The following is a 20,045-nucleotide window of genomic DNA, read 5'->3' on the forward strand; positions in this document are numbered from 1 at the left end:
CAAGCATGCGATTGAGAATTATTCGCAAATAGGAGCGAAGTGATGTCAGCCAAACTTCTTACTTTCCAGCCCCGCCAGACTGAACGTTCTGATGCAATGAAACGCCAATCGCCTCAGGACTTCATGCAGCGTCACATGCAGGTGTCCAGTGTCGCCATTGACGGGCTGTTGGAGAGTGGGGATCCGGATGACGTCATATCCATGCTGCATCGCCAGCAGAGCTGGTTGGCGATGATGCAGGACCGGCTGGCCAAGGGTTGAGGGACCCGGGGCCAGCCGGCAGATGCATGACAGTCTAGCCGCGCGCGTAATTCCACGCGGACAGGTGACCAATCAGAGATGAAATGTCGGACTGGTTGCGGATTGGATACCGCTCAAGCTGGGAAACTTCGAATGGCTTGGCATCGCCATAGGTCTCGTTCCAGGCGGTATCGAGTTTTTCTTCCGTCAGTTCACCTTTGAACTGCGCCGTCTGAATGTTGTCATCAGAGGCGTCTGAGGTCTGGGTGCCTGGCAGGTAAATCGTACCGTTTGAGAAGTCGACGGCGAAAGCGATCACGCCCGGCACAAGGAAAAGGAGGAGGCCGATGCCATCGAGAATGGCAATGGACGGGTCGATGCGGCCATTCCTCTGGCCTTTGCGTTCCGGATAAAGGATGGTTCCGCAGGCGGAAAGAGATGTTGCCAGCATGGCGGTGCCACCTGCAAGCAGGATACGGCGTCGAGCTGAATTCATGGGGGCGTCTCCTTGTTATGGCCGCTAACGCGGCGGGGCCACAACGCGCAGACCGCGAAAGAGTTGCTCCAGACACGAAAAAAGCTGGCGAGAGCCCCGCCAGCTTTCTGGTGTTCGTGTGTTGCCTGGCTTATTGGCCTGGCATCGGATTTACCGGCTCGATGGTGCCATCATCGTTTACGGTCAGCTCCGTAATCTTGACGTTCCGCAAATGGCTTTTCCCGGACAGCTGAACGTCATGATAGGCGAGATACCACTTTCCATTGTGCTGGAAGATGGAGTGGTGATTGGTCCAGCCTTCGACCGGTTGATTGACGACGCCCTGATAGGTGAACGGGCCATAAGGGCTGTCACCCGTCGCATAGACAATCTTGTGCGTGTCGCCTGTGGAATAGGACAGGTAATATGTGTCCCCGATGCGATTGACCCAGGCGGCCTCAAAGAAGCGGCGGTCATGATCCTTTGCCTTGATCGGGTCTCCGTTCTCATCAAGGATCATCACATCCTTTGGCGCTTCTGCGAAGGAGACCATATCGTCAGCCATTTTGGCGATCTTCGGCATCAGCGCGACATCGTCTGGCTGGTCGGCTTCATCCTCATTTGTCAGCGGATCATCGTTGACCAGATCCGTGTTCAGGTTCGGATCATCATTGTATTCGCCTGTTGCCCAGCGTTGCAGCTGGCCGCCCCAGATGCCGCCGAAATACATGTAGTATTCGCCGTCATCATCTTCGAAGACAGACGGGTCCATCGAGAAGGACCCTTCAATGGCTTCCGGCTCGGCGGTGAAGGGACCGGTCGGGCTGTCTGACACAGCCGCGCCTATGTGGAACACTCCGTTCTCATCCTTGGCCGGGAAATAGAGATAGTATTTGCCATCCTTGTGGGCTGCGTCCGGTGCCCACATTTGCTGGGCGGCCCATGGCACATCGTCCACGTCTAGGCCTACATCATGGATCGTAACATCGCCCCCGACCTCATCCATGGAAAGAACGATATAGTCGCGCATTGCGTACTGGCTGCCGAGATCATCTTCCGGAATGCCCGCGTCATAGTCGTGGCTTGGATAGACATAGATACGCTCATCATCCCAGACATGGACGGACGGGTCGGCCGTGAAGATTTCGGTGACGAGTGGCTGTTCCAGATATTTCGAATCAGAGGCGGTGGTGTCTTCCGCTGTCTCCGTTTCGACAGGTGGTGTCTGTGTGACCGTCTCCTGCCCAGCAGGTGCAGGCTTTTCGCCAGAGCAGGCGGCAAGATGCGTCGCGAGTATGATAGCGCTACCAAAAATAAGGCTGGCTTTCCGCATTCCGTTTTCTCCCTCGGTGGTTTCTTGTGTGAATGTGCTGGATTGGGTGACAGTCTGGCCTGAAGCTGCTGTGAGGGCAAGAGGTATCCCCAACGTAACGGGTTGTGCCGCATGGACCAGCCGCTAGTTTCCGTTTACGTAAACTGTATCCTATTCAGTAATGAGGTATTCGCTCATGGCACTGCCCCCCATTCTTCAGAATATGCGCCTGCCCGTCATCGGGTCTCCGCTGTTCATCATTTCCAATCCGGATCTCGTGATTGCACAATGCAAGGCCGGTGTGGTCGGCAGCTTTCCCGCGCTGAATGCGCGCCCGGAACATGTTCTGGACGAATGGCTCGACCGGATCACAACAGAGCTGGCCGAGTACAATGAGAAGAATCCTGACCAGCCCGCCGCACCTTTTGCGGTGAACCAGATTGTTCACAAGACGAACAACCGCCTCGATCATGACGTAGAGATGTGCGTGAAGTACAAGGTGCCGATCGTGATCACGTCGCTTGGCGCGCGTCAGGAAGTGAATGACGCGATACATTCCTATGGCGGTATCGTGCTGCACGACATCATCAATGTCGTCTTCGCGCACAAGGCGCTGGAAAAGGGCGCCGATGGCCTGATCGCGGTTTGCACGGGCGCAGGCGGCCATGCCGGCACGCTATCGCCCTTTGCGCTGATCCAGGAGATTCGCCAGTTCTTCGACGGCCCGCTGGCGCTCTCTGGCTCCATCGCCAATGGCGGCGCCATCGCGGCAGCCCAGGCCATGGGCGCAGACCTTGCCTATATGGGCTCTGCCTTCATTTCCTGTGACGAAGCGAATGCGGTTGATGGCTACAAGGACATGATTGTCGACTCCAAGGCGGGCGACATTGTCTACTCAAACCTGTTCACTGGCGTGCATGGCAACTATCTGGCCCCGTCGATTTCCCGCGCGGGCCTAGACCCGAACGATCTGCCGGAAAGCGATCCGAGTAAAATGAATTTCGGGTCCGGCGGCAATCAGGACGCTAAAGCCTGGAAAGATATCTGGGGCTGTGGCCAGGGCATTGGCGCCATCCAGAAGCGTATGCCGACGGCAGAATATGTCGCCCAGTTGAAGCGCGAATATGATGAGGCGCGCGCGGCCCTGGCAGAGGGCAAAGGTTTCTCTCCGAAACCGATCCCTGCGCAAATGGTCTGACTTATCCCCTGCTTCTGATGCTGAAAGGCCCCTGAAGTCCGAGTGATTTCAGGGGCCTTTTCTTTTCTGGGCCAAATCGAATCCGGCAGGGCTGGGCCCGTGTCAGCCTTGCGCTCATGCTGATCCGATCTTTCACCCTGTTCGATACAAGCGGCTGGCAGTGGCCGCATTTTTCTCCCAGAGAGCTGTCCTGCAAATGTGGCGGACGTTTGTGCGATGGCGAATACTGGCACGATCCGGAGTTTCTGGATGCGCTGGAGACGTTGCGCTCGGCGGTTGGCCAGCCGCTGGTCATCAATTCGGGCCATCGCTGCGCGCTCTGGAATACGCATGTCGGCGGCGCCGCGCATTCCATGCACAGGCAGATCGCCGTTGATATTGCGCTGGCCGGGCATGACCGCTTCGCGCTGCTGGACGCGGCCGAGCAGGGCGGATTTACCGGCATCGGCTTTGGCCGTCATTTTCTTCATCTGGACCGGCGCGGCAAACCTGCCCGCTGGTATTATTCGGGGAGCAAGGCGCTATGGGAGAGGTAATCAGCCTGGCGGCCAGCGCAGCCGGGGGCGGCGTATTTGGTTTGGTCGGCACGGTGATCGGTCGGGTCGCCGGCTATTTCGAGCAGCGTCAGGCGCAAGCGCATGAGCAGGTGCGCTGGCAGCATGAAGCCCAGCTGCTTACCCTGCAGATGGACGCGCGGCGAGAGGCCGCCGAAGCCGAAATTCGCCAAGCCGAGACGGCGGGCAGCTGGACGGGGCTTGCTGCATCCATTGAAGCCGACGCCGCGATTGGCGACAGCTATGCTTGGGTGAATGCCGTGCGGGCGCTGACCCGGCCCGTGCTGACCCTGCTGCTGTGGCTAATCACCTGGCTGGTCTACACCAGCGCACCAGAGCCGGAGCAGGCCAAGATTGTCGAGACGGCGACCTTTGCAGCAACGGCGGCCACGCTCTGGTGGTTCGGGGATCGCGGGACAAAGCGCATGGCGCGTTGACCAGATGCGGCCGCCCGGTCCATCCTGCCTGAAACAGCTAAAGGGCAGGATGCATGGGCGACTATATTCTCGTCATTGATGAGGGCACGACCTCGACACGGGCCATCGTGTTTGACCGCGATCTGGAGCAGGTCGCCGTCGCCCAGAAGGAAGTGCCGCTGACCTATCCCAATGATGGCTGGGTAGAGCAGGATGGCGAGGAGATCTGGCAGAAAACGCTGGACGTCTGCCGGGATGCGATCACGCAGGCTGGTGGTGTGGAGAAAATTTCCGGCATTGGCATCACCAACCAGCGCGAGACAACGCTGGTGTGGGACAAGACAAGTGGCAAGCCCCTTGCCCCGGCCATTATCTGGCAGGATCGGCGCACGGCACAAATCTGTGACCGGATGAAAGCGGACGGGCATGAACCTGCCGTCCAGGCGGAAACAGGGCTGCTGATCGACCCGTACTTCTCTGGCACGAAGATCGGTTGGGTTCTGGACAATGTGGAGGGCGCCCGGGCGAGGGCCGAGGCAGGCGAGTTGGCCTTTGGCACGGTGGAGAGCTTTCTGATCTGGAAACTGACCGGCGGTGCCTCCCACGTCACCGATGTGACCAATGCCTCGCGCACCTTGCTGTATCGCCTTGGCCTCGGAGACGATGGCGGCTGGAGCGAAGCCATGTGCGCGCTGTTTGGTGTGCCTGCCTCCATGCTGCCGGAGATTCGGCAGAATGCGGATGATTTCGGCACAAGCGAGGAAAGCCTTTTCGGTAAGGCGCTGCCCATCCTGTCTGCGGCGGGCGACCAGCAATCTGCGCTGGTTGGACAGGCCTGTATTCTGCCAGGCACGGCGAAGATCACCTATGGCACGGGTGCGTTCCTGGTTGCGAATTCCGGCACGGACCGACCGCATTCGTCCAATCGCCTCCTTGGCACCGTCGGGTATGAGGGCGCCGGCAAGGGGGCGATGGCATTGGAAGGCTCCATCTTCAATGCGGGCACGATTGTGCAATGGCTGCGCGATGATCTGCGCCTCGTCTCCGATGCCGGCGAAACCGAAGAGATCGCCGCGGGGCTCAGCAATAATGGCGGGGTCTATATCGTGCCGGCCTTTACCGGCCTCGGCGCGCCGCACTGGGCGGCGGATGCGCGCGGCACGATTACCGGCATCACACGTGCGACGACGGCGGAGCATCTGGTACGCGCAGGCCTTGAATCCGTGGCCTATCAGACGCGGGATCTGCTGGATGCTTTCGAGGCAGATGGCGTCGCCATCAAGGAGCTGCGCGTCGATGGGGGCATGGTGGCCAATGACTGGCTGATGCAGTTCATTGCCGACATTTGCGAACGGCCAATCCTGCGGCCGGACTATCGCGAGATGACGGCCCTCGGTGCGGCGGCTTTGGCCGCGATCCAGCTTGGCTGGCTGAAGCCGGAAGACTGGGCTGAGCGCGACGTGCCTGGCACGACATTCGAGCCAAAGATGCAGCCCACCGAAGCGGCCAGACTGCGCCAGGGCTGGGCCACGGCCCTGCGCAAGACGCTGGCCTGACGCGACAGGGATATTTCCGCGCACCCGTGAAAATTTAACCACTCTGAAAGGGATGGGCGACAGGTCCTAATTCTCATACGCCGGTGTCATCAGGGTCGGCGAAACGATGGGATTATTTGTCATGATGAACCGGGTTGCCTCTTCTGTGTTTGCGCTCGCCATGTCGCAAGTTCTACTTCCTGCCGCGCTGGCAGAAGACGCAGAGACGGAAGCGCTGAAGGCGCGTATCGAGAAACTGGAAGCCGACAATGCCAAGCTGATGGCAATGGTTGAGCGCCTTGTGGATGCAGCCGAGATCGACCGCATCTCGCCCGCGCCGACCGCTACGCCGGACAATGGTGAAACGACGGTTGAATACAGGGAAACGCCAGGGGCCATCGGGATTGACCCGTCCTATGGCTACAAATTGACTGACCATGCCGAGGGCGTGAACAAGAAGCGCATCCTGCAGCTGAAGGCGCGTCAGAGCGGCGAACTGGACAGGGTGGTAACGCTGTCGGGCGGCATCACGGCCATCGCGGACTATCAGACCAGCAATCGGGACGACAAGTTTGGCTATCTGATGCGTCACCCGACCCTGAACAACCAGATTGGCGATACAGCCTCAGAGGCTGTGCTGCATAATGCGACCCTCGCCGCGACGGCCAACCTGACGGATGACATCACCGCCTATATCGAATTCCTATATGATCCCGAGCAGAGCTTTGGCAGCGGAACGATCACAAGCCTTACCCGCAACCAGGTACAGCTGCGCCGTGGCTATGTGATGTGGGGCAATCTGGACAAGACGCCGCTCTATGCCGCGATCGGCAAGATGGACACACCGTTCGGCATGAATGACACGGTCAGTCCGTTCACCAACTCTACCGTCTGGCACTCCTTTGCGGGCCTCGCCTATGGCGCGGAGGTTGGTTATCTGAAAGACGGGCTCAGCCTGCGGGCCATGGCCATTCAGGGCGGTGCCCAGTTCCGCGCGGCAAATACCTCGGTCGATGGCACCAATGTGCCGTCAAAGCTGAACAATTTTGCGGTGGATGCGAATTACACGGCAGACCTGGGCGAGGGCAATGATGTGATGCTCGGCGCCAGCTATGAGCATGGCAGCCCGTATTGCCAGAGCTATCCAGTGGTTCACTTCAATCCGTGTGATGACAATAATCCCGCCTGGTCAACCTATGGCGCGATGGACTATGGCCCGTTCCGCATCCTGGCAGAATACGCGCAGACGACCGATGTATGGCCGGGCAGCGAAGTGCCAGACCTGACCAATCCGCTCAGCCAGTATGCCGCGCAAAAGACAAAATCCTACATGCTGGGCGGCCGCTATGGCTTTGGCACTGAAGTGGAAGACGGGCTGATGCAGTCTGCCCTGTCGCTGGAATTCAGCACCTTTGTTGCCGGAGATGAAGGCGCCCCATGGGAAAACCAGGACCAATGGGTGCTCGGCTATTCGCGCTACCTCGTCGCCAATGTGAATCTGTTCGGCGAACTGATCCATGTCGATGGTTACGCGCCGCTCAACTTTGTCAGCGGGGGTAATCTCGATGATGGTAGCACCTGGTCTGACCGTGACGGCAAGACCGATGTGATTCTCGTTGGAGCGCAGGCAGCCTTTTGATGATCGTTTGAGTGGAGGGGGCAGAATTGCTCGCCCCGCTTTGAGTCTCCTGTCGATCCAACAATTCCTGGCCGCATCGGAACAGACAGAATCCCCTTGCGTTGATGAGTTATCGACAAGCCAAGCAGAACAGATGGGAGGCTCTCATGAGCAATCAAAAGCAAGAGAAGACAACACAAGCCGACATTGCCCGCCGCGCGCTTGAAGAAAAGCAGTCTGCAGATACCGAGCAGGGGCATGAGCATCTTGAAACCGAGACATCTCATGAAGGCCAGGTTCAGGGCACCCAGCGCGGCGCGCCAACAAACGGCCTGTTGAATGCCGAAGGCAACCGGCCTGTTCTGGAGCGCAGCCGCAAGGTGCGGTAGCGCCGAAAGCGTCAGAGTGTCTGCTGTACACTCAGTTCAGGATGTATCGGAAACCTGTTGCTGGTGCCGCGAGGGAGAATTGAACTCCCGGCCTCATCATTACCAATGATGCGCTCTACCACTGAGCTACCGCGGCGTTGCAGAAACAGAATGCGGGCTTTAGCTTATGAAACCTGACATGAAAAGACCGTTTCAGCGCGAAATACACCTCATATGACAGACAAGAGCACAGCAGATGACAAAGCAGCTCGCCGGGCAGAGGCCTTGCGGGCAAATCTGAGGCGTCGGAAAGCCGCCAATCGCAAGGCGAAGGATGCCCAGTCCGATGAGGGCAAGGACAAGAAATAGCTTGGCAGCCTTCATGGGAAGGAAGCGGCCGGACGGTATTTGGACGCCGAAATCGTGCCGGCGAGCCTAGGCATAAGTAAGTCTTGGATAAAATCGTACAGTCCCTGCCACATTCAGGCCCTTTCAAAGCCGCGAAGCGCTGTATAAGCGGTTTCCATGGATAGATTGCACATCAAGGGCGGCGCTCACCTGAACGGCCGCATTCCGGTATCCGGCGCGAAGAATTCTGCGCTGAAGCTCATGGTCGCCTGCCTGTTGACGGACCAGCCAATCACGCTGACCAACATGCCCAGCCTGGCAGATACGCGCTTTCTGGCGCAGCTCATGGAAACGCTGGGCGTGGAAGTCTACTGGCCGAAAGGCGAGTCGACCTGCCACCTGAATGGCGCGGAGCTGAAAAGCACCATCGCGCCTTACGACCAGGTGCGGAAGATGCGTGCCAGCTTCAATGTGCTTGGCCCGCTGATTGCCCGCTCTGGCCACGCCACCGTGTCTCTCCCGGGCGGCTGTGCGATCGGGGCGCGTCCGGTTGACCTGCACCTGCAGGCACTGGAGGCGATGGGCGCAGATCTCCGCGTGGAGCAGGGCTATGTGAAGGCTGCGGCCATTCATGGCCTGAAGGGCGCCCATATCAATTTCTCCATGCCGAGTGTCGGCGCGACCGAGCATGCCATGCTGACGGCCACGCTGGCCGAGGGTGAAACCGTGCTGGAAAACGCCGCGCGTGAACCTGAAATCGAGGATCTGGCAAACTGTCTGAACTCAATGGGCGCGAAAATTACCGGCGCGGGCACATCAAAGATTCGCATTCAGGGCGTTGAGAAGCTGAACGGCACGACCCACGCTGTAATGCCAGACCGGATTGAGGCGGGCACCTATGCCATGGCCGCGGCAGCTGCTGGCGGAGATGTCACGCTGGAAGGCGCGCCGGTGGCGGCGTTGGGTGCGATGATCTCCAAGCTGAAAGAAGCTGGCGTGACGGTTGAAGCAGACGAGGCGGCCAATACGGTACGTATCGTACGCAATGGGACGCGGCTGAAATCCGTGAATGTCTCTACCCAGCCGCATCCGGGCTTCCCGACAGATCTGCAGGCCCAGTTCATGGCCCTGATGAGCCTGGCAGACGGCACAAGCATCATTCGCGAAACCATTTTCGAGAACCGCTTCATGCACGCGCCGGAACTGCAGCGCCTGGGCGCGGAAATTCTGGTGCGCGGGCAAGAGGCCATTGTAAAAGGCGTGCCGCAGCTGACAGGCGCGCCAGTAATGGCGACAGACCTGCGCGCGTCTGTCTCTCTGGTGATTGCGGGGCTTGCCGCAGAGGGGGAGACTGTGGTGAACCGTATTTATCACCTGGACCGGGGTTTTGAGCGACTGGAAGAGAAGCTTAACGCCTGTGGTGCAAGCATTGAGCGCCGGTCGGGAGACGACGAATAGATTGTTCAAGGGGCTGTTATGGCTGACGTAAAACCACTTCGCCTCCTCGCCGAAAGTGTCGAGGATCTGGAAGTCATTTCAGCGGCCATTCAGGATAGCGTCGTCAAGGCGGAAAACCTGAATTATGAGTCCCGCCACCGTCGGTTCACGCTGGAACTGAACCGGTATCGCTGGGAAGGCCAGGGCAAGCGCGCCAAGGAAGGTGAGCGTGTCCGCTCATTGCTGGCTTTTGACGGGGTATTGGGCGTTAAAACCCGTGCGGTGAACAAGGCCGATCCGGAAATGATCCTGTCGCTGTTACAGGTGACATTCACGCCGTCTCAGGAACCGCCGGGCGGAACCGTGACGCTGCTGTTCGCTGGGGACGGCGAAATTGCACTCGACGTTGAAGTACTGGATGCAACCCTGCTGGATAGTGACTATGTGTGGCCCACGCGCCACCTGCCCAATCACGAGCGGCGCCGGAGATAGATATGGCCCGCCATTTTGATGCCTCACACGCCGCTTTCGAAAGCGAGTTCGCCGCCTTCCTGAAGGAAGAGCGCGGCACGGGGCATGATGTGGCGGATATCGTTTCCGGCATTCTGAAGGATGTTCAGGCGCGTGGCGGTGAGGCCGTGGCCGAATACACTGCCAAATTCGACAAGTTGCAGATCGATCCTGCGACACTGCAATCGGACAATGTGAATCTGCATCTTCTGGCTGCGCAATGCCCGCAGGATCTGCGCGATGCCATTGATTATGCGCATGACCGTATCGCGGCGTATCACACCGCGCAGCGCCCAAGCGATCACAGCTTTACCGACGATGCAGGTGTGCAGCTCGGCTGGCGGTGGACGGCGCTGGAAAGTGTCGGCGTCTATGTGCCGGGCGGCCGGGCAAGCTATCCGTCTTCGGTTCTGATGAATGTCGTGCCGGCGAAAATTGCCGGTGTGGACCGGATCGTAATGGTCGCGCCTGCGCCAGATGGCCAGCTGGCCCCGGCGGTCGCCTATGCTGCCGTGAAGGCGGGCGTAGATGAGTTTCACCCGATTGGCGGCGCACAGGCCGTTGGCGCGCTGGCGTTTGGAACGTCAAGCCTCGCGCCGGTCGACAAGATTGTCGGTCCCGGAAATGCCTTTGTCGCAGAGGCAAAACGCCAGGTTTTCGGCCGCGTCGGCATCGATACGATTGCAGGCCCATCAGAGATTCTGGTGATCGCAGATGAAACGGCAAACCCGGACTGGATCGCCGCTGATCTGCTGTCTCAGGCAGAGCATGACCCCTCGTCTCAATCCATTCTGATCACCGTGGACAAGTCTGTGGGCAAGGCTGTGGATAAGTCTGTGGAAAGTCAGTTGAAATCCCTCTCGACGGGCGAGCGCGCGGCCGAAAGCTGGAACGCGCATGGCGCCATCGTCGATGCGCCGGATCTTGCCACTGCAGCAAACATTGCGAACCAGATCGCTGCCGAGCACCTTGAGCTGGCGATTGCCGATCCAGATGCCCTTTTGCCGAGCATTCGCCATGCTGGCGCAGTCTTCCTGGGCCACCACACGCCCGAAGCGCTGGGCGATTATGTGACGGGCTCCAACCACGTTCTGCCGACCAGCCGGGCGGCGCGGTTCTCGTCAGGCCTTGGTCTGTATGATTTTCTGAAACGCATGAGTGTTCAGCGCGCGAGCCCTGAAGGCTTTGCGGCCCTTGCGCCAGCCGCCCTGCGCCTGGCTGAGGCCGAGCGCCTGCCAGCCCATGCGCGCTCTGTTTCCATTCGGTCCAACAGGGAACCGGGCTGATGAGCAATGACAGGCTCATCGGTGTCGAGATCGACGATGAGACGCTGGGCGCCTCCGGCCCGGATGCCGAGCATGAGCGGCGCGTTGCTATCTTTGATCTGCTGGAAAGCAATTCCTTCAAGCTGCTCGACAAGGATCAGGGGCCCTATCTTCTGGTCCTGTCAAAGATTGAGCGCCGTCTCGTCTTTGCTGTGCGGGACGAGAAGGGCAATGAGGTGCACACCTTCATCCTCTCGCTGGGGCCGTTCCGGGGCGTGATCCGTGATTACTTCATGATCTGCGACAGCTATTATGACGCCATCCGCACGCAAACGCCGCACCAGATCGAGGCGATCGACATGGCGCGGCGCGGCATTCACAATGAAGGCTCGGAATTGCTGGCCGAGCGCCTGGAAGGCAAAGTGCATGTTGATTTCCAGACGGCCCGCCGGCTCTTCACGTTGATCTGCGCCCTGCATGCCGGACAGACCCGCTCAGCCGGCTAGAGCCTGCTGAGACTTTTCCGGCGCTTCATGGCGGCTCTGCCCTGAAGAAAGCGACGCATTCGGAAGAACAGGATCACCAGACCGGCGATAGAGACCAGAACGCCCAGAAAAGCCGATATAATCAGCAGGGGGTGGTTGAAGTCCGCCCCGTCATTATAGTCCATCACGTGCAGTCGCCAGAAAAAATCAAATAGTCGCCAGGTAGAAGATCGCCGGGCGCGAACGATTCCGCTATCTGGGTCGACATAAAGCCGCGTGTCTCCCTCATCCTGGAAGACAATCTGCCAGACAGGGCCTCCTGGACCATACTCCGACGGCGGATTTTCCAGAAGCTGGACGCTTTTCACCGGTACGTCGGGGGCAAAATCATGCTCCGCAATTGTGCGGGCCAGAGTCTCGGGCAAGGGCGTCAGGCGCTTGCCATCCTCAGCAGAGACCAGGACGACCTGGTCGCCGCTCTGCAGCCGCCAGACCGGCGTGCCGGCCAGCCCGTCAAGCGTTGCCTCGTCAATCGCCATGAGACCAGCAGCGTCAGTCGCCTGTTGCAGAGAGAGCAAGGATGCAGGTGAAACCGCCAGTGCCGGGTGCTCGGCAATGTTATGTTCACTGCGCACCTGCTCGATCGGCAAAGCGCTCATTACCAGACCGCCGAGCAGCCAGAGAAAAACCTGCAGGCCGATCAGCAGGGCCAGCCATTTGTGGACCCGAACGGCCCATCGCAGAATGATCATTATATCTATCCTGAAAGGGCGCTCCCGGCAGCGCTAACCACCGGAAGCGCGTTGGGCCTAGTAGTTCAGCGTCGCCCGCATATAGAAGAAGCGGCCGAGCAGCGAATAGGTCATCGTGTCGGTATTGCCATCGGACCAGGACTGAACAAATGGCGCTTTCTCATCGAACAGATTGTCGATGCCAAAGCCCAGTTCTGCCGTGTCTGACACGCGATACCGCCCTTGCAGATTGTGATAGATGACGGGATCGATATTGTACCCGACGCCTTCAGGGTCTCCGTACAGGTCTGTCGCTTCGCCAATATATTGTGCGTTCCAGGTTGCGCCCCAGCGGTCAGAAGACAGCGTCCAGCTCATCTGGCCACGCCATTCCGGATAGCCACCTTCGCAACAGCCAACTCCGCCGACATATTCAAACGGATCCGCCCCGTCGAAAGCTACGGTTTCATAGTCGATCAGATAGGTTGCCTGCAGCTCGACATGGCTATCCAGCTGGCCGAGTTGGCCGGTGTGGAAGACGCCGAAATCGATGCCGCGCATGGTCTCGTCGCCGGTATTGGAGCTTTGCGCCGATAGAAAGTTCACATCGCCTGTCAGCGGATTGCGCGTATGCTGGCTGCTGTCACAGAAAGGATGGCTGAAGCCCGGCGTTGTGTAGCAGCTGGCCAGCTTTGCCGAGCCAGACGTCTGCCGGATCGCGTCTTCAATCTCGATGTCGAAATAGTCGACGGTGACGGACAGGCCAGGTACAAAGTCAGGCTCTGCAACAAGGCCCAGGGTGAACGTTTCTGAGGTTTCCGGTTCCAGGTCCGGGTTGCCGCCCTGATCTGTCAGGATGACGGAGCCGAACTGTTCGAAATTGATCGGCACGCCTGCCGCCTGGCAGTTCTGGTAGATTGTGCTGGACGGGTCGAGATCCGCGTAATTGGAACACGGGTCTGTCGTTGGCAGTTGCGCTTCGCTGACCCCGGAGAACAGTTCCCGGACGCTCGGTACACGGAAAGCGGTGGACCATGTCCCGCGCAATTTGAAGGATGGAACAACCTGCCAGTTAAGGCCGAGCTTGTAGTTCGTGTCTCCGCCGAACAGGTCGTAATCGGAATAGCGAACGGCTGCATCGAGATCCAGCACGTCTGCAAAGGCGGCGTCTTTCAAGAGAGGCAAATTGATTTCGCCGTAAATCTCGCTGGCCTTGATGCTGCCCCGGATGGCGTCCTGGGCACTGCCGAGCGCATCGCCGGAAGCGAGCAAGGCATCCGGCTCCAGCCAACCTTCATCCTCGCGCACTTCAAAGCCGACCGCGATGCCGACCGGGCCTGCGGGCAAGTCAAACACCTGACCCGTGAGATTTCCGGTCAGGCTGCGTTGCTCATTGCCGCCTGTGTCTCTCTGATTGACGAGGATATAGTCGCCCACCTCCTGCGTCAGGTCGCCCTCGCCGAGAATGTCGGCGCATGGGATGCCGTTGGAGCCGCAAAGGTTCGGGTCCAGGGTCTCGGCAAAGCGCCGCGTGTTGATGTTGTTGAGTAGCGCATCTGTGGCGGTGTTGCGGCCCCAATTGAGGGCAATGTCATATTGCCAGCCAGAACCAAACTCACCTTCAAGCCCGGCGACAATGCGCCAGGTTTCGACATCCTGCTCAAATGTACGGGCACCGAACTCGGTCGTACGGCGCCGGAGAACGATGATGTCCTCTCCGGTCGGGTTCGTTGGGTGCGACGCGGAAATCTCAATGTCTTTCAGGGTCGCGGGCGATGCCGGCTGGGTAGAGGTGCGCCAGTTGAACAGGGCTTCCGAGAAGAAATTGGTGGTGTCGTTCAGCCGGTACTTCCCAAAGGCGCTGAAGCTGAGGCGTTCAACAGGGTTCGAGGCGTTGAAGTAAGGGTTGAAGTTGAAGCCATGCTTCTGGATATCAAACGGCTCGTAGACATCCCCGCCAATGAAGTTGATCTGATCGCCATTTGGCAAGACGGCGCGGCCGCCAGCTGTTGCGGAGCTGCCCGGTGTGCACTCCAGACTGCCATTGCCGTCCAGATCTGCAAGAGAGCAGGGCGCGCGCGGCGACAGCGGCGCGGCCTGATTGTCCTGATAGTTCATGTTGAGCATCAGGCTGCCGCGGTCATTTTGAACGCCCCATGTCAGGTCCAGCAGGTATTCTTCGCCGTCCCCTTCGCCGGTCACGCCATATTTGCCCTCAATCTGCAGGCCATCAAAGGCGTCTTTGGTGATCAGGTTTACAACGCCTGCCACTGCATCTGCGCCATATACCGCCGAGGCGCCGTCTTTCAGAACTTCGACCCGGTCGAGGATCGAGACGGGGATCATGTTCAGATCAACGGAGTCATTGGCGCCTGATCCACCGGCAACCACTCGGCGGCCATTCAGCAGGACCAGCGTGCGGTTCACGCCGAGGCCGCGCAGATTGACCTGCGCGGTGCCCCAGCCGCCCCCGACCCAATAGGCCGCATTGGCATTCCCGGCAAAGCCGGCAGAGAAAGGCGCGCGCTGTAGCAGCGTTTCGACATTGGTAATGCCCAGATTCTTGATCTGGTCTTCATCATAGATCGACATCGGGCCAACAGATGTCAGGTCATCACGGACGATCCGGCTACCGGTCACGATGACGGTTTCCTGGACGGCGTCCTGATCCTGGGGGGCCTCCTGAGCGAAGGCGGTGTTGTAGTTTGTAGCGGCAAGGGCCGCGAGCGAGGTGCCTGCCAGCAGCAGGGTTTGAAGGTGTTTCATATGTATCTCACACAAGGAAGGCATGCCGCGCCAAGGCGCAGCTCAGGGCGTTCCGCCAGGCGGAACGGCGTCAAATGCGTTCAGATGTGTGAGGGAGGTGCGCGCGAGCCGAGGGGCGGCCCATGCGAATGCCGGGAAAAGCAAGGCTCGTAGCGAACCGGAACGAAATGCGGACCAAAAGGCGCCGGCGCCGCGGGAAGGCTCAGCGTTGGGACAACCATCCCATGCGCCATGACGCAGAGCGGACAGTGATTTGAATGGGAAGGTGCATCAGGCTGTTGCTCGTCTGCCAGCCTGGCAATCTTCGACAAGGTTCTGGTGACGGCGGCATTGGGGACTTCGCCTGAGGGGCCACAGTAAAAGCCGGAAAAATCCAGTCCCCGTGCCTGGCCATAAGACATCGCGCCTGGCTGGAGCCCCAGCAGGCTGATGGCAAGCATCGCCAGGAAGCGTGCTGTCGCAGAGTGTAGCCGTGACCACATGGCCGGGCTGTTAGCTCATTCTGAAAATGCTGTCATGTGCGGCATGATGCGCACATGTCGCGGTGTATTTATTACAGATGGAGCAGTTTGTGGGGTAATTCGGCGTTGCTTAAGGCGTCTTGCCCCCACGTCCTCTATTCCTGACGCAGCGTCATTGTGTATGATCCGGCAAAAGTATCCGGAGGAAGCATGCACTATACCGAACTGCTGAAGGCACGTGAGGAACTGACAGGGCCAGGCGGCGATTTCGAGATCGTTGAAGCCGATGTCCTGGGCAACAAATTGCGCGTTTACAAGAATGCGCCGCCCAGCATCCGCGAGTTATGGCTGTCGACGCTGCAATACGCTGAGCGTCCTTATCTGGTCTATGAAGACGAAACGCTCACTTACGCCGAAACCCACCAGCGGACCAATGCGCTGGCGGCCTGGATGTTCGCGCAGGGCGTGAAGCCGGGGGACCGTGTCGCAGTCGCGATGCGCAATTATCCCGAATGGATGCAGATCTACTGGTCCTGCGCCTCGGTTGGCATCGTGGTTGTGGGCATGAATGCCTGGTGGACGCCGGAGGAAATGGCCTACGCCCTGAAGGATTCAGAGCCGAAAGTGCTGTTTGTGGATTCCGAGCGCCTGGAGCGCGTCCGCGCCATTGGAGACATTGGCGACATCAAGCTGGTCGGCGTGCGGCTGCCTGAAGTGCCGGATGATGTGATGGCTTGGGACGAGGTGATCGCGCATGGCGGAGAAATGCCTGCGGTCACGGTCGACCCGGATGCCGATGCGTGCATTTTCTATACGTCTGGCACGACGGGGTTTCCGAAGGGCGCGCAGCTGACCCATCGGGGTTGTGTGGCGAATCTGTTCAACATGATGTTCTCTTCCGCCTCCACGGCGCTGGCGACACAATGGGCGACGGGCGAAGTACCCCCGGAAGAGCCGCCCGTGCCGGTGGGCTTGGTCTGCACGCCTCTGTTCCATGTCACGGCCAATAATTGCGCGGCCTATCTGATCACGGCGGCTGGCGGCAAGATCGTGCTGATGTATCGCTGGGATGCTGGCGAAGCGCTCAAGCTGATCGAGCGGGAGTCTATTACGGCGATAAGCGGTGTGCCAGTCATGGCGCGGGAGCTGATCAATCATCCGGACTTTGAAAAGACGGATACGTCCACACTTGCATCACTTGGCGGGGGTGGGGCGCAATTGCCGCCGGATTTGGTGCAGAAGATCGATTCGCAAGTTGCAACGGCCCGCCCGAACACGGGCTATGGTATGACAGAGACATGCGGCATCATCACCTCGGTCTCGGCAGACTTCTTCGTCGACAAGCCCGACAGCGCCGGCCCGGCCATGCCGAACTTTGAGACAAAATGCGTGAACGAGTTTGGCGAAGCCGTACCGCAAGGCGAAGTGGGCGAGCTGTGGGTGCGCGGGTCATCCGTCATCAAGGGCTACATCAACCGGCCTGAGGCGACGGCGGAATCGATCACTGATGGCTGGCTGCACACCGGCGACATTGCGCGCATCGACAAGGATGGCTTCATCTACATTGTTGACCGCAAGAAAGACATGGTGCTGCGCGGCGGCGAGAATGTGTACTGCGCGGAAGTCGAATCGACGCTCTACCGCCATCCTGCTGTTGCAGAATGTAGCGTGTTTGGCGTTCCGGATGACCGGCTGGGTGAAGAGGTCGGCGCCGCGGTTGTGCTAAAGGATGGTGAAAGCCTGACAGCAGAAGAGCTGCGCGCACATAGCGCGGCGATCATGGCGAAGCACAAGGTGCCACGCTACATCTGGTTCCTGAATGCGTTGCCCCGCAATGCCAGCGGCAAGTTCATCAAGCGTGACCTGAAGGAACAGCTGACCAAGGAAATGGACAACGCGGAAGTCAGCTAGCTCGCTGAGGGCCGCATTTCAGGCGTGGGGACGCAAGCGATGAAGATATTTTACGGACTTCTGGCGGCAGCATTTTGTGTGATGTCGCCAGGTGCGATTGCCGAAGAGGGGGCCGGGATTCCCTTCTGCGAAGCCGGCGTGATGTGGGATACGCACCAGATCAAGGCGGGCTATTTCAAAGACGCCGATGGCCATGTCACCCTTCAGCAGATCACCTTCTTTCCAGACAAGAAGCTGGAATTCATGGATGAGGCACTGGCTGCAGCCCCTCCCGCCAGTTCGGTCTGGCTGGAGTATCGCGGGGACCTGAACGGGGAGAATGCGAAAGAGTCGATCATCTTGGCTTTTTATGATTTCCCCGGCGCAAAGGACCAGTTGAAAGCCTGTGGCAAGTATGGGTTTGGCTCTCAGGACTTCGTCTACACACCTGTCGCACGAACTGTGCAGGCTGCAGATGGCAGCACGCAGACAGAGTGGCGCTGCACCATCGATTCGCGTTTTTATTTCTATGAGAAGAATCCCGAGGCGGCGGGCGGCGATGAGGTGGATGTTGAAATAGGGGGACGCGAGGTGACCCAGCCGCCATTCATTCGCCGGGACGTGGTGATCGTCTCCCCGGTCGTGGCTCGGCTCCTCATCCCGGTAGATTTCGGGAAGGACGTCCTGTTCCACCTGGACCTTCAGAAAACCCGGATGAAGAAACGGTACGAAGCCGGTGAATGCATCCCGCGTCCCGAATAAGCCGGTGATCGTTTAGGTGAATGCCAATGCGGCATAAGCTTGCACGTTTTGGCGATTTTCATGCACACCCCCCTGTCAAGCGCTTTATGCCCGACGCAGAGTGGGAGTGAAGTACGAAGTTGACGTTCGTGCTCTGTGCAGCAAAAGTCTCGAATGAGCTCTTATCGTTTGTTGCTGCACGAATCTCGAGCGGCTGCTAAGAGACGGGCATGTCGATTGTCACACTTACTCCTGGATCCCTTTCAAACGAGCACATTTGCTGCGCCATTTCGGACAAGAAATGCGTGACGGGCTATAAAGCCAAGAAGCGGTGGCTCTCAGACCAGTACGAGCATGGATATCGCTTTTCCCGTTTGGATGAACGCGGCAAGGTCTTCATAGAATACGGTCCCGGGGAACACACTTGGATGCCTGTCGAGGCACCGGACTGGATGGTGATGGGATGTTTCTGGGTTTCGGGTCGATTTAAGCAGCAGGGGCATGGAAAGGCACTTCTGCAAACCGCTCTTGATGAGGCTCGTGCGGCCGGTTTGGCCGGATTGGTATCTGTCGTGGGCAAGAAAAAGATGCATTTTCAGAGCGATGGGAAGTGGCTTCTTAGACAGGGCTTTCGAGAGATCGATGAGACCGAAAGCGGTTTCAGTTTGCTTGCACTCGGTCATGAGGATGATGGCGCAGTCAGAATTCCAAGATTCTCTGAGAGCGCCAAGCGGGGCCTTCCATCTGACACGAAAGGCATCACCGTCTTCTATTCTGAGCGGTGCCCTTTTACGGACTTTCATATCAGTAGCTCACTTAGGGAAACTTGTAAGAAACGGGGACTTTCCGCAACTGTGGTAAAGCTGGATAGTCTCGACAAAGCACAAAACGCGCCCACACCCGCGACCATTTTCAGCTTGTTTGTCGATGATCGTTTCGTGACCACCGATTTGAGTGTCTGCATGGATAGCCGGTTTGACAAAATCATCGAAAAGGCAGGCGAAGGCAAAGCGCTCGGTTTGTAGGGGCTGGACGGTCTTCGGCAGTGCAAGGATTCTGGTAATCGTCACCGATAGATAAGCAGTCGTCAGGCTTGCCGGTGCGAAAGCCAACTTCGCCCGCTGAGCCGCCATTCACGACGGTCATGATCAATGTCTCGAAACAGCCGGTATGTGCATCCTTATGTGTACAGTGTGCAAGCTTATGGTTCATTGGCAGTGAATGCCATAAAGTCATGGCGACCCCGGCAGGATTCGAACCTGCGACCGTCCGATTAGAAGTCGGGTGCTCTATCCAGCTGAGCTACGGGGCCGGACAGTGCCGGCAGCCCCCTAGTGCGTCCAGGGTTGCTTGCGATCTGCGTCAAAATTAGCCGAGTAAGACTTTACAAGGCGTTTGCGCTCATGCGTCGGCTCAACCGTGAAGGTCATGCCCTGGCTCTGCGCATAATCGATGGCCTGTTCCCGTGTGTGGAAGGTCAGGCGGACCTGGCCGGATGTATCATCGATACTGGTCCAGCCCATCAGCGGGTCAGCAGAGCGCTTTGCGTCATTGTCTACAAATTCGAGAACCCAGGTTTTCGTCTTGGCCCGGCCAGACGTCATGGCGCTCTTGGCAGGTTTGTAGATACGCGCTTGCATTGATGAGCCTCACCGCTGCGAAAGAAATGGTCGGAGCGATAGGATTCGAACCTAC

At 58.7% G+C, this 20,045-nt stretch carries 21 protein-coding genes and 2 tRNA genes; 15 read left to right on the top strand and 8 right to left on the bottom strand.

Going from position 1 to position 20,045, the window contains the following annotated elements; all coding sequences use genetic code 11:
* Positions 1 to 42: 42 nt before the first annotated feature.
* Positions 43 to 261: a hypothetical protein gene (locus HY29_RS15035; RefSeq protein ID WP_034798354.1), complete on the top strand. Its 219-nt coding sequence runs from the start codon at positions 43 to 45 to the stop codon at positions 259 to 261.
* Positions 262 to 295: 34 nt separating this feature from the next.
* Here the strand turns inward: HY29_RS15035 and HY29_RS19630 are convergent, their stop codons facing one another.
* Both HY29_RS19630 and HY29_RS15045 read right to left on the bottom strand, forming a co-directional pair.
* Positions 296 to 736 carry a hypothetical protein gene (locus tag HY29_RS19630; protein WP_034798356.1) on the bottom strand — a complete coding sequence of 147 codons (441 nt, stop codon included), beginning with the start codon at positions 734 to 736 and terminating at the stop codon, positions 296 to 298.
* Positions 737 to 866: 130 nt separating this feature from the next.
* Positions 867 to 2,048, bottom strand: coding sequence for a glycoside hydrolase family 43 protein (locus HY29_RS15045; RefSeq protein ID WP_034798358.1), 1,182 nt, complete (start codon positions 2,046 to 2,048; stop codon positions 867 to 869).
* 175 nt (positions 2,049 to 2,223) lie between these two features.
* Here HY29_RS15045 and HY29_RS15050 point away from each other — a divergent pair, with 175 nt between their 5' ends.
* The 6 genes from HY29_RS15050 to HY29_RS15075 all read left to right on the top strand — a co-directional run bounded on the left by HY29_RS15050 (position 2,224) and on the right by HY29_RS15075 (position 7,737).
* The gene (locus tag HY29_RS15050) at positions 2,224 to 3,225 is read left to right on the top strand and encodes an NAD(P)H-dependent flavin oxidoreductase (RefSeq protein ID WP_034798361.1); all 1,002 of its coding nucleotides are present in this window, start codon (positions 2,224 to 2,226) and stop codon (positions 3,223 to 3,225) included.
* A gap of 116 nt (positions 3,226 to 3,341) precedes the next feature.
* On the top strand, positions 3,342 to 3,761 hold the full coding sequence (locus HY29_RS15055) for a D-Ala-D-Ala carboxypeptidase family metallohydrolase (protein WP_034798363.1): 420 nt from the start codon (positions 3,342 to 3,344) through the stop codon (positions 3,759 to 3,761).
* Positions 3,749 to 4,216 (top strand): hypothetical protein, encoded by a 468-nt coding sequence (locus HY29_RS15060; protein WP_034798365.1) that lies wholly within the window; start codon positions 3,749 to 3,751, stop codon positions 4,214 to 4,216. Before HY29_RS15055 ends, HY29_RS15060 begins: the two co-directional genes overlap by 13 nt.
* Positions 4,217 to 4,269: 53 nt before the next feature.
* Positions 4,270 to 5,751, top strand: a complete 1,482-nt coding sequence (gene glpK, locus HY29_RS15065; RefSeq protein ID WP_034798366.1) for a glycerol kinase GlpK — start codon at positions 4,270 to 4,272, stop codon at positions 5,749 to 5,751.
* A 121-nt stretch (positions 5,752 to 5,872) separates the two neighbouring features.
* Positions 5,873 to 7,369, top strand: coding sequence for a hypothetical protein (locus HY29_RS15070; RefSeq protein ID WP_034798368.1), 1,497 nt, complete (start codon positions 5,873 to 5,875; stop codon positions 7,367 to 7,369).
* Positions 7,370 to 7,515: 146 nt separating this feature from the next.
* Positions 7,516 to 7,737: a hypothetical protein gene (locus HY29_RS15075; protein WP_034798370.1), complete on the top strand. Its 222-nt coding sequence runs from the start codon at positions 7,516 to 7,518 to the stop codon at positions 7,735 to 7,737.
* A gap of 61 nt (positions 7,738 to 7,798) precedes the next feature.
* On the opposite strand, the gene HY29_RS15080 is transcribed toward HY29_RS15075, so the two are convergent.
* A tRNA-Thr gene (locus tag HY29_RS15080) sits at positions 7,799 to 7,873 on the bottom strand.
* 77 nt (positions 7,874 to 7,950) lie between these two features.
* On the opposite strand from HY29_RS15080, the gene HY29_RS19835 reads away from it, so the two are divergent.
* From HY29_RS19835 to HY29_RS15100, 5 genes are all read left to right on the top strand, one after another.
* On the top strand, positions 7,951 to 8,085 hold the full coding sequence (locus tag HY29_RS19835) for a hypothetical protein (RefSeq protein ID WP_277813028.1): 135 nt from the start codon (positions 7,951 to 7,953) through the stop codon (positions 8,083 to 8,085).
* A 156-nt stretch (positions 8,086 to 8,241) separates the two neighbouring features.
* Entirely contained in the window at positions 8,242 to 9,522 is a 1,281-nt protein-coding gene (murA, locus tag HY29_RS15085; RefSeq protein WP_034798373.1) for a UDP-N-acetylglucosamine 1-carboxyvinyltransferase, read from the top strand.
* 18 nt (positions 9,523 to 9,540) lie between these two features.
* The gene (locus HY29_RS15090; RefSeq protein WP_034798375.1) at positions 9,541 to 9,993 is read left to right on the top strand and encodes a DUF2948 family protein; all 453 of its coding nucleotides are present in this window, start codon (positions 9,541 to 9,543) and stop codon (positions 9,991 to 9,993) included.
* 2 nt (positions 9,994 to 9,995) lie between these two features.
* Positions 9,996 to 11,297 carry a histidinol dehydrogenase gene (gene hisD, locus HY29_RS15095; protein WP_034798377.1) on the top strand — a complete coding sequence of 434 codons (1,302 nt, stop codon included), beginning with the start codon at positions 9,996 to 9,998 and terminating at the stop codon, positions 11,295 to 11,297.
* Positions 11,297 to 11,782: a UPF0262 family protein gene (locus HY29_RS15100; RefSeq protein ID WP_034798378.1), complete on the top strand. Its 486-nt coding sequence runs from the start codon at positions 11,297 to 11,299 to the stop codon at positions 11,780 to 11,782. Before hisD ends, HY29_RS15100 begins: the two co-directional genes overlap by 1 nt.
* On the opposite strand, the gene HY29_RS15105 is transcribed toward HY29_RS15100, so the two are convergent.
* The 3 genes from HY29_RS15105 to HY29_RS19935 all read right to left on the bottom strand — a co-directional run bounded on the left by HY29_RS15105 (position 11,779) and on the right by HY29_RS19935 (position 15,740).
* Positions 11,779 to 12,513: a PepSY domain-containing protein gene (locus HY29_RS15105; protein ID WP_034798379.1), complete on the bottom strand. Its 735-nt coding sequence runs from the start codon at positions 12,511 to 12,513 to the stop codon at positions 11,779 to 11,781. The genes HY29_RS15100 and HY29_RS15105 overlap by 4 nt on opposite strands.
* Positions 12,514 to 12,570: 57 nt before the next feature.
* On the bottom strand, positions 12,571 to 15,258 hold the full coding sequence (locus HY29_RS15110) for a TonB-dependent receptor (RefSeq protein WP_034798380.1): 2,688 nt from the start codon (positions 15,256 to 15,258) through the stop codon (positions 12,571 to 12,573).
* A gap of 80 nt (positions 15,259 to 15,338) precedes the next feature.
* Positions 15,339 to 15,740 carry a DUF2946 family protein gene (locus HY29_RS19935; protein WP_034798381.1) on the bottom strand — a complete coding sequence of 134 codons (402 nt, stop codon included), beginning with the start codon at positions 15,738 to 15,740 and terminating at the stop codon, positions 15,339 to 15,341.
* 189 nt (positions 15,741 to 15,929) lie between these two features.
* Between HY29_RS19935 and HY29_RS15120 the strand changes: the two genes are divergently transcribed.
* From HY29_RS15120 to HY29_RS15130, 3 genes are all read left to right on the top strand, one after another.
* Positions 15,930 to 17,630: a class I adenylate-forming enzyme family protein gene (locus tag HY29_RS15120; protein ID WP_034798382.1), complete on the top strand. Its 1,701-nt coding sequence runs from the start codon at positions 15,930 to 15,932 to the stop codon at positions 17,628 to 17,630.
* A 39-nt stretch (positions 17,631 to 17,669) separates the two neighbouring features.
* Positions 17,670 to 18,371, top strand: a complete 702-nt coding sequence (locus HY29_RS15125) for a hypothetical protein (RefSeq protein ID WP_034798384.1) — start codon at positions 17,670 to 17,672, stop codon at positions 18,369 to 18,371.
* A 209-nt stretch (positions 18,372 to 18,580) separates the two neighbouring features.
* Positions 18,581 to 19,375 carry a GNAT family N-acetyltransferase gene (locus HY29_RS15130; RefSeq protein ID WP_034798386.1) on the top strand — a complete coding sequence of 265 codons (795 nt, stop codon included), beginning with the start codon at positions 18,581 to 18,583 and terminating at the stop codon, positions 19,373 to 19,375.
* Positions 19,376 to 19,585: 210 nt separating this feature from the next.
* On the opposite strand, the gene HY29_RS15135 is transcribed toward HY29_RS15130, so the two are convergent.
* Positions 19,586 to 19,662 (bottom strand) — tRNA-Arg (locus HY29_RS15135).
* Between the two features lie 19 nt (positions 19,663 to 19,681).
* A complete protein-coding gene (locus HY29_RS15140; RefSeq protein WP_034798388.1) occupies positions 19,682 to 19,990 on the bottom strand; it encodes an ETC complex I subunit in 309 nt (102 codons plus the stop codon).
* Positions 19,991 to 20,045: the final 55 nt, after the last annotated feature.

The sequence above is a fragment of the Hyphomonas beringensis genome (assembly GCF_000682755.1).
In the GTDB taxonomy this organism is placed as follows: domain Bacteria; phylum Pseudomonadota; class Alphaproteobacteria; order Caulobacterales; family Hyphomonadaceae; genus Hyphomonas; species Hyphomonas beringensis.

Excerpts from the sequence above, each read along its gene's own strand:
- HY29_RS15035 (WP_034798354.1), top strand. The coding sequence starts at position 43 with ATGTCAGCCAAACTTCTTACTTTCCAGCCCCGCCAGACTGAACGTTCT.
- HY29_RS19630 (WP_034798356.1), bottom strand. The coding sequence starts at position 736 with ATGAATTCAGCTCGACGCCGTATCCTGCTTGCAGGTGGCACCGCCATG.
- HY29_RS15045 (WP_034798358.1), bottom strand. The coding sequence starts at position 2,048 with ATGCGGAAAGCCAGCCTTATTTTTGGTAGCGCTATCATACTCGCGACG.
- HY29_RS15050 (WP_034798361.1), top strand. The coding sequence starts at position 2,224 with ATGGCACTGCCCCCCATTCTTCAGAATATGCGCCTGCCCGTCATCGGG.
- HY29_RS15055 (WP_034798363.1), top strand. The coding sequence starts at position 3,342 with ATGCTGATCCGATCTTTCACCCTGTTCGATACAAGCGGCTGGCAGTGG.
- HY29_RS15060 (WP_034798365.1), top strand. The coding sequence starts at position 3,749 with ATGGGAGAGGTAATCAGCCTGGCGGCCAGCGCAGCCGGGGGCGGCGTA.
- glpK (WP_034798366.1), top strand. The coding sequence starts at position 4,270 with ATGGGCGACTATATTCTCGTCATTGATGAGGGCACGACCTCGACACGG.
- HY29_RS15070 (WP_034798368.1), top strand. The coding sequence starts at position 5,873 with ATGATGAACCGGGTTGCCTCTTCTGTGTTTGCGCTCGCCATGTCGCAA.
- HY29_RS15075 (WP_034798370.1), top strand. The coding sequence starts at position 7,516 with ATGAGCAATCAAAAGCAAGAGAAGACAACACAAGCCGACATTGCCCGC.
- HY29_RS19835 (WP_277813028.1), top strand. The coding sequence starts at position 7,951 with ATGACAGACAAGAGCACAGCAGATGACAAAGCAGCTCGCCGGGCAGAG.
- murA (WP_034798373.1), top strand. The coding sequence starts at position 8,242 with ATGGATAGATTGCACATCAAGGGCGGCGCTCACCTGAACGGCCGCATT.
- HY29_RS15090 (WP_034798375.1), top strand. The coding sequence starts at position 9,541 with ATGGCTGACGTAAAACCACTTCGCCTCCTCGCCGAAAGTGTCGAGGAT.
- hisD (WP_034798377.1), top strand. The coding sequence starts at position 9,996 with ATGGCCCGCCATTTTGATGCCTCACACGCCGCTTTCGAAAGCGAGTTC.
- HY29_RS15100 (WP_034798378.1), top strand. The coding sequence starts at position 11,297 with ATGAGCAATGACAGGCTCATCGGTGTCGAGATCGACGATGAGACGCTG.
- HY29_RS15105 (WP_034798379.1), bottom strand. The coding sequence starts at position 12,513 with ATGATCATTCTGCGATGGGCCGTTCGGGTCCACAAATGGCTGGCCCTG.
- HY29_RS15110 (WP_034798380.1), bottom strand. The coding sequence starts at position 15,258 with ATGAAACACCTTCAAACCCTGCTGCTGGCAGGCACCTCGCTCGCGGCC.
- HY29_RS19935 (WP_034798381.1), bottom strand. The coding sequence starts at position 15,740 with ATGTGGTCACGGCTACACTCTGCGACAGCACGCTTCCTGGCGATGCTT.
- HY29_RS15120 (WP_034798382.1), top strand. The coding sequence starts at position 15,930 with ATGCACTATACCGAACTGCTGAAGGCACGTGAGGAACTGACAGGGCCA.
- HY29_RS15125 (WP_034798384.1), top strand. The coding sequence starts at position 17,670 with ATGAAGATATTTTACGGACTTCTGGCGGCAGCATTTTGTGTGATGTCG.
- HY29_RS15130 (WP_034798386.1), top strand. The coding sequence starts at position 18,581 with ATGTCGATTGTCACACTTACTCCTGGATCCCTTTCAAACGAGCACATT.
- HY29_RS15140 (WP_034798388.1), bottom strand. The coding sequence starts at position 19,990 with ATGCAAGCGCGTATCTACAAACCTGCCAAGAGCGCCATGACGTCTGGC.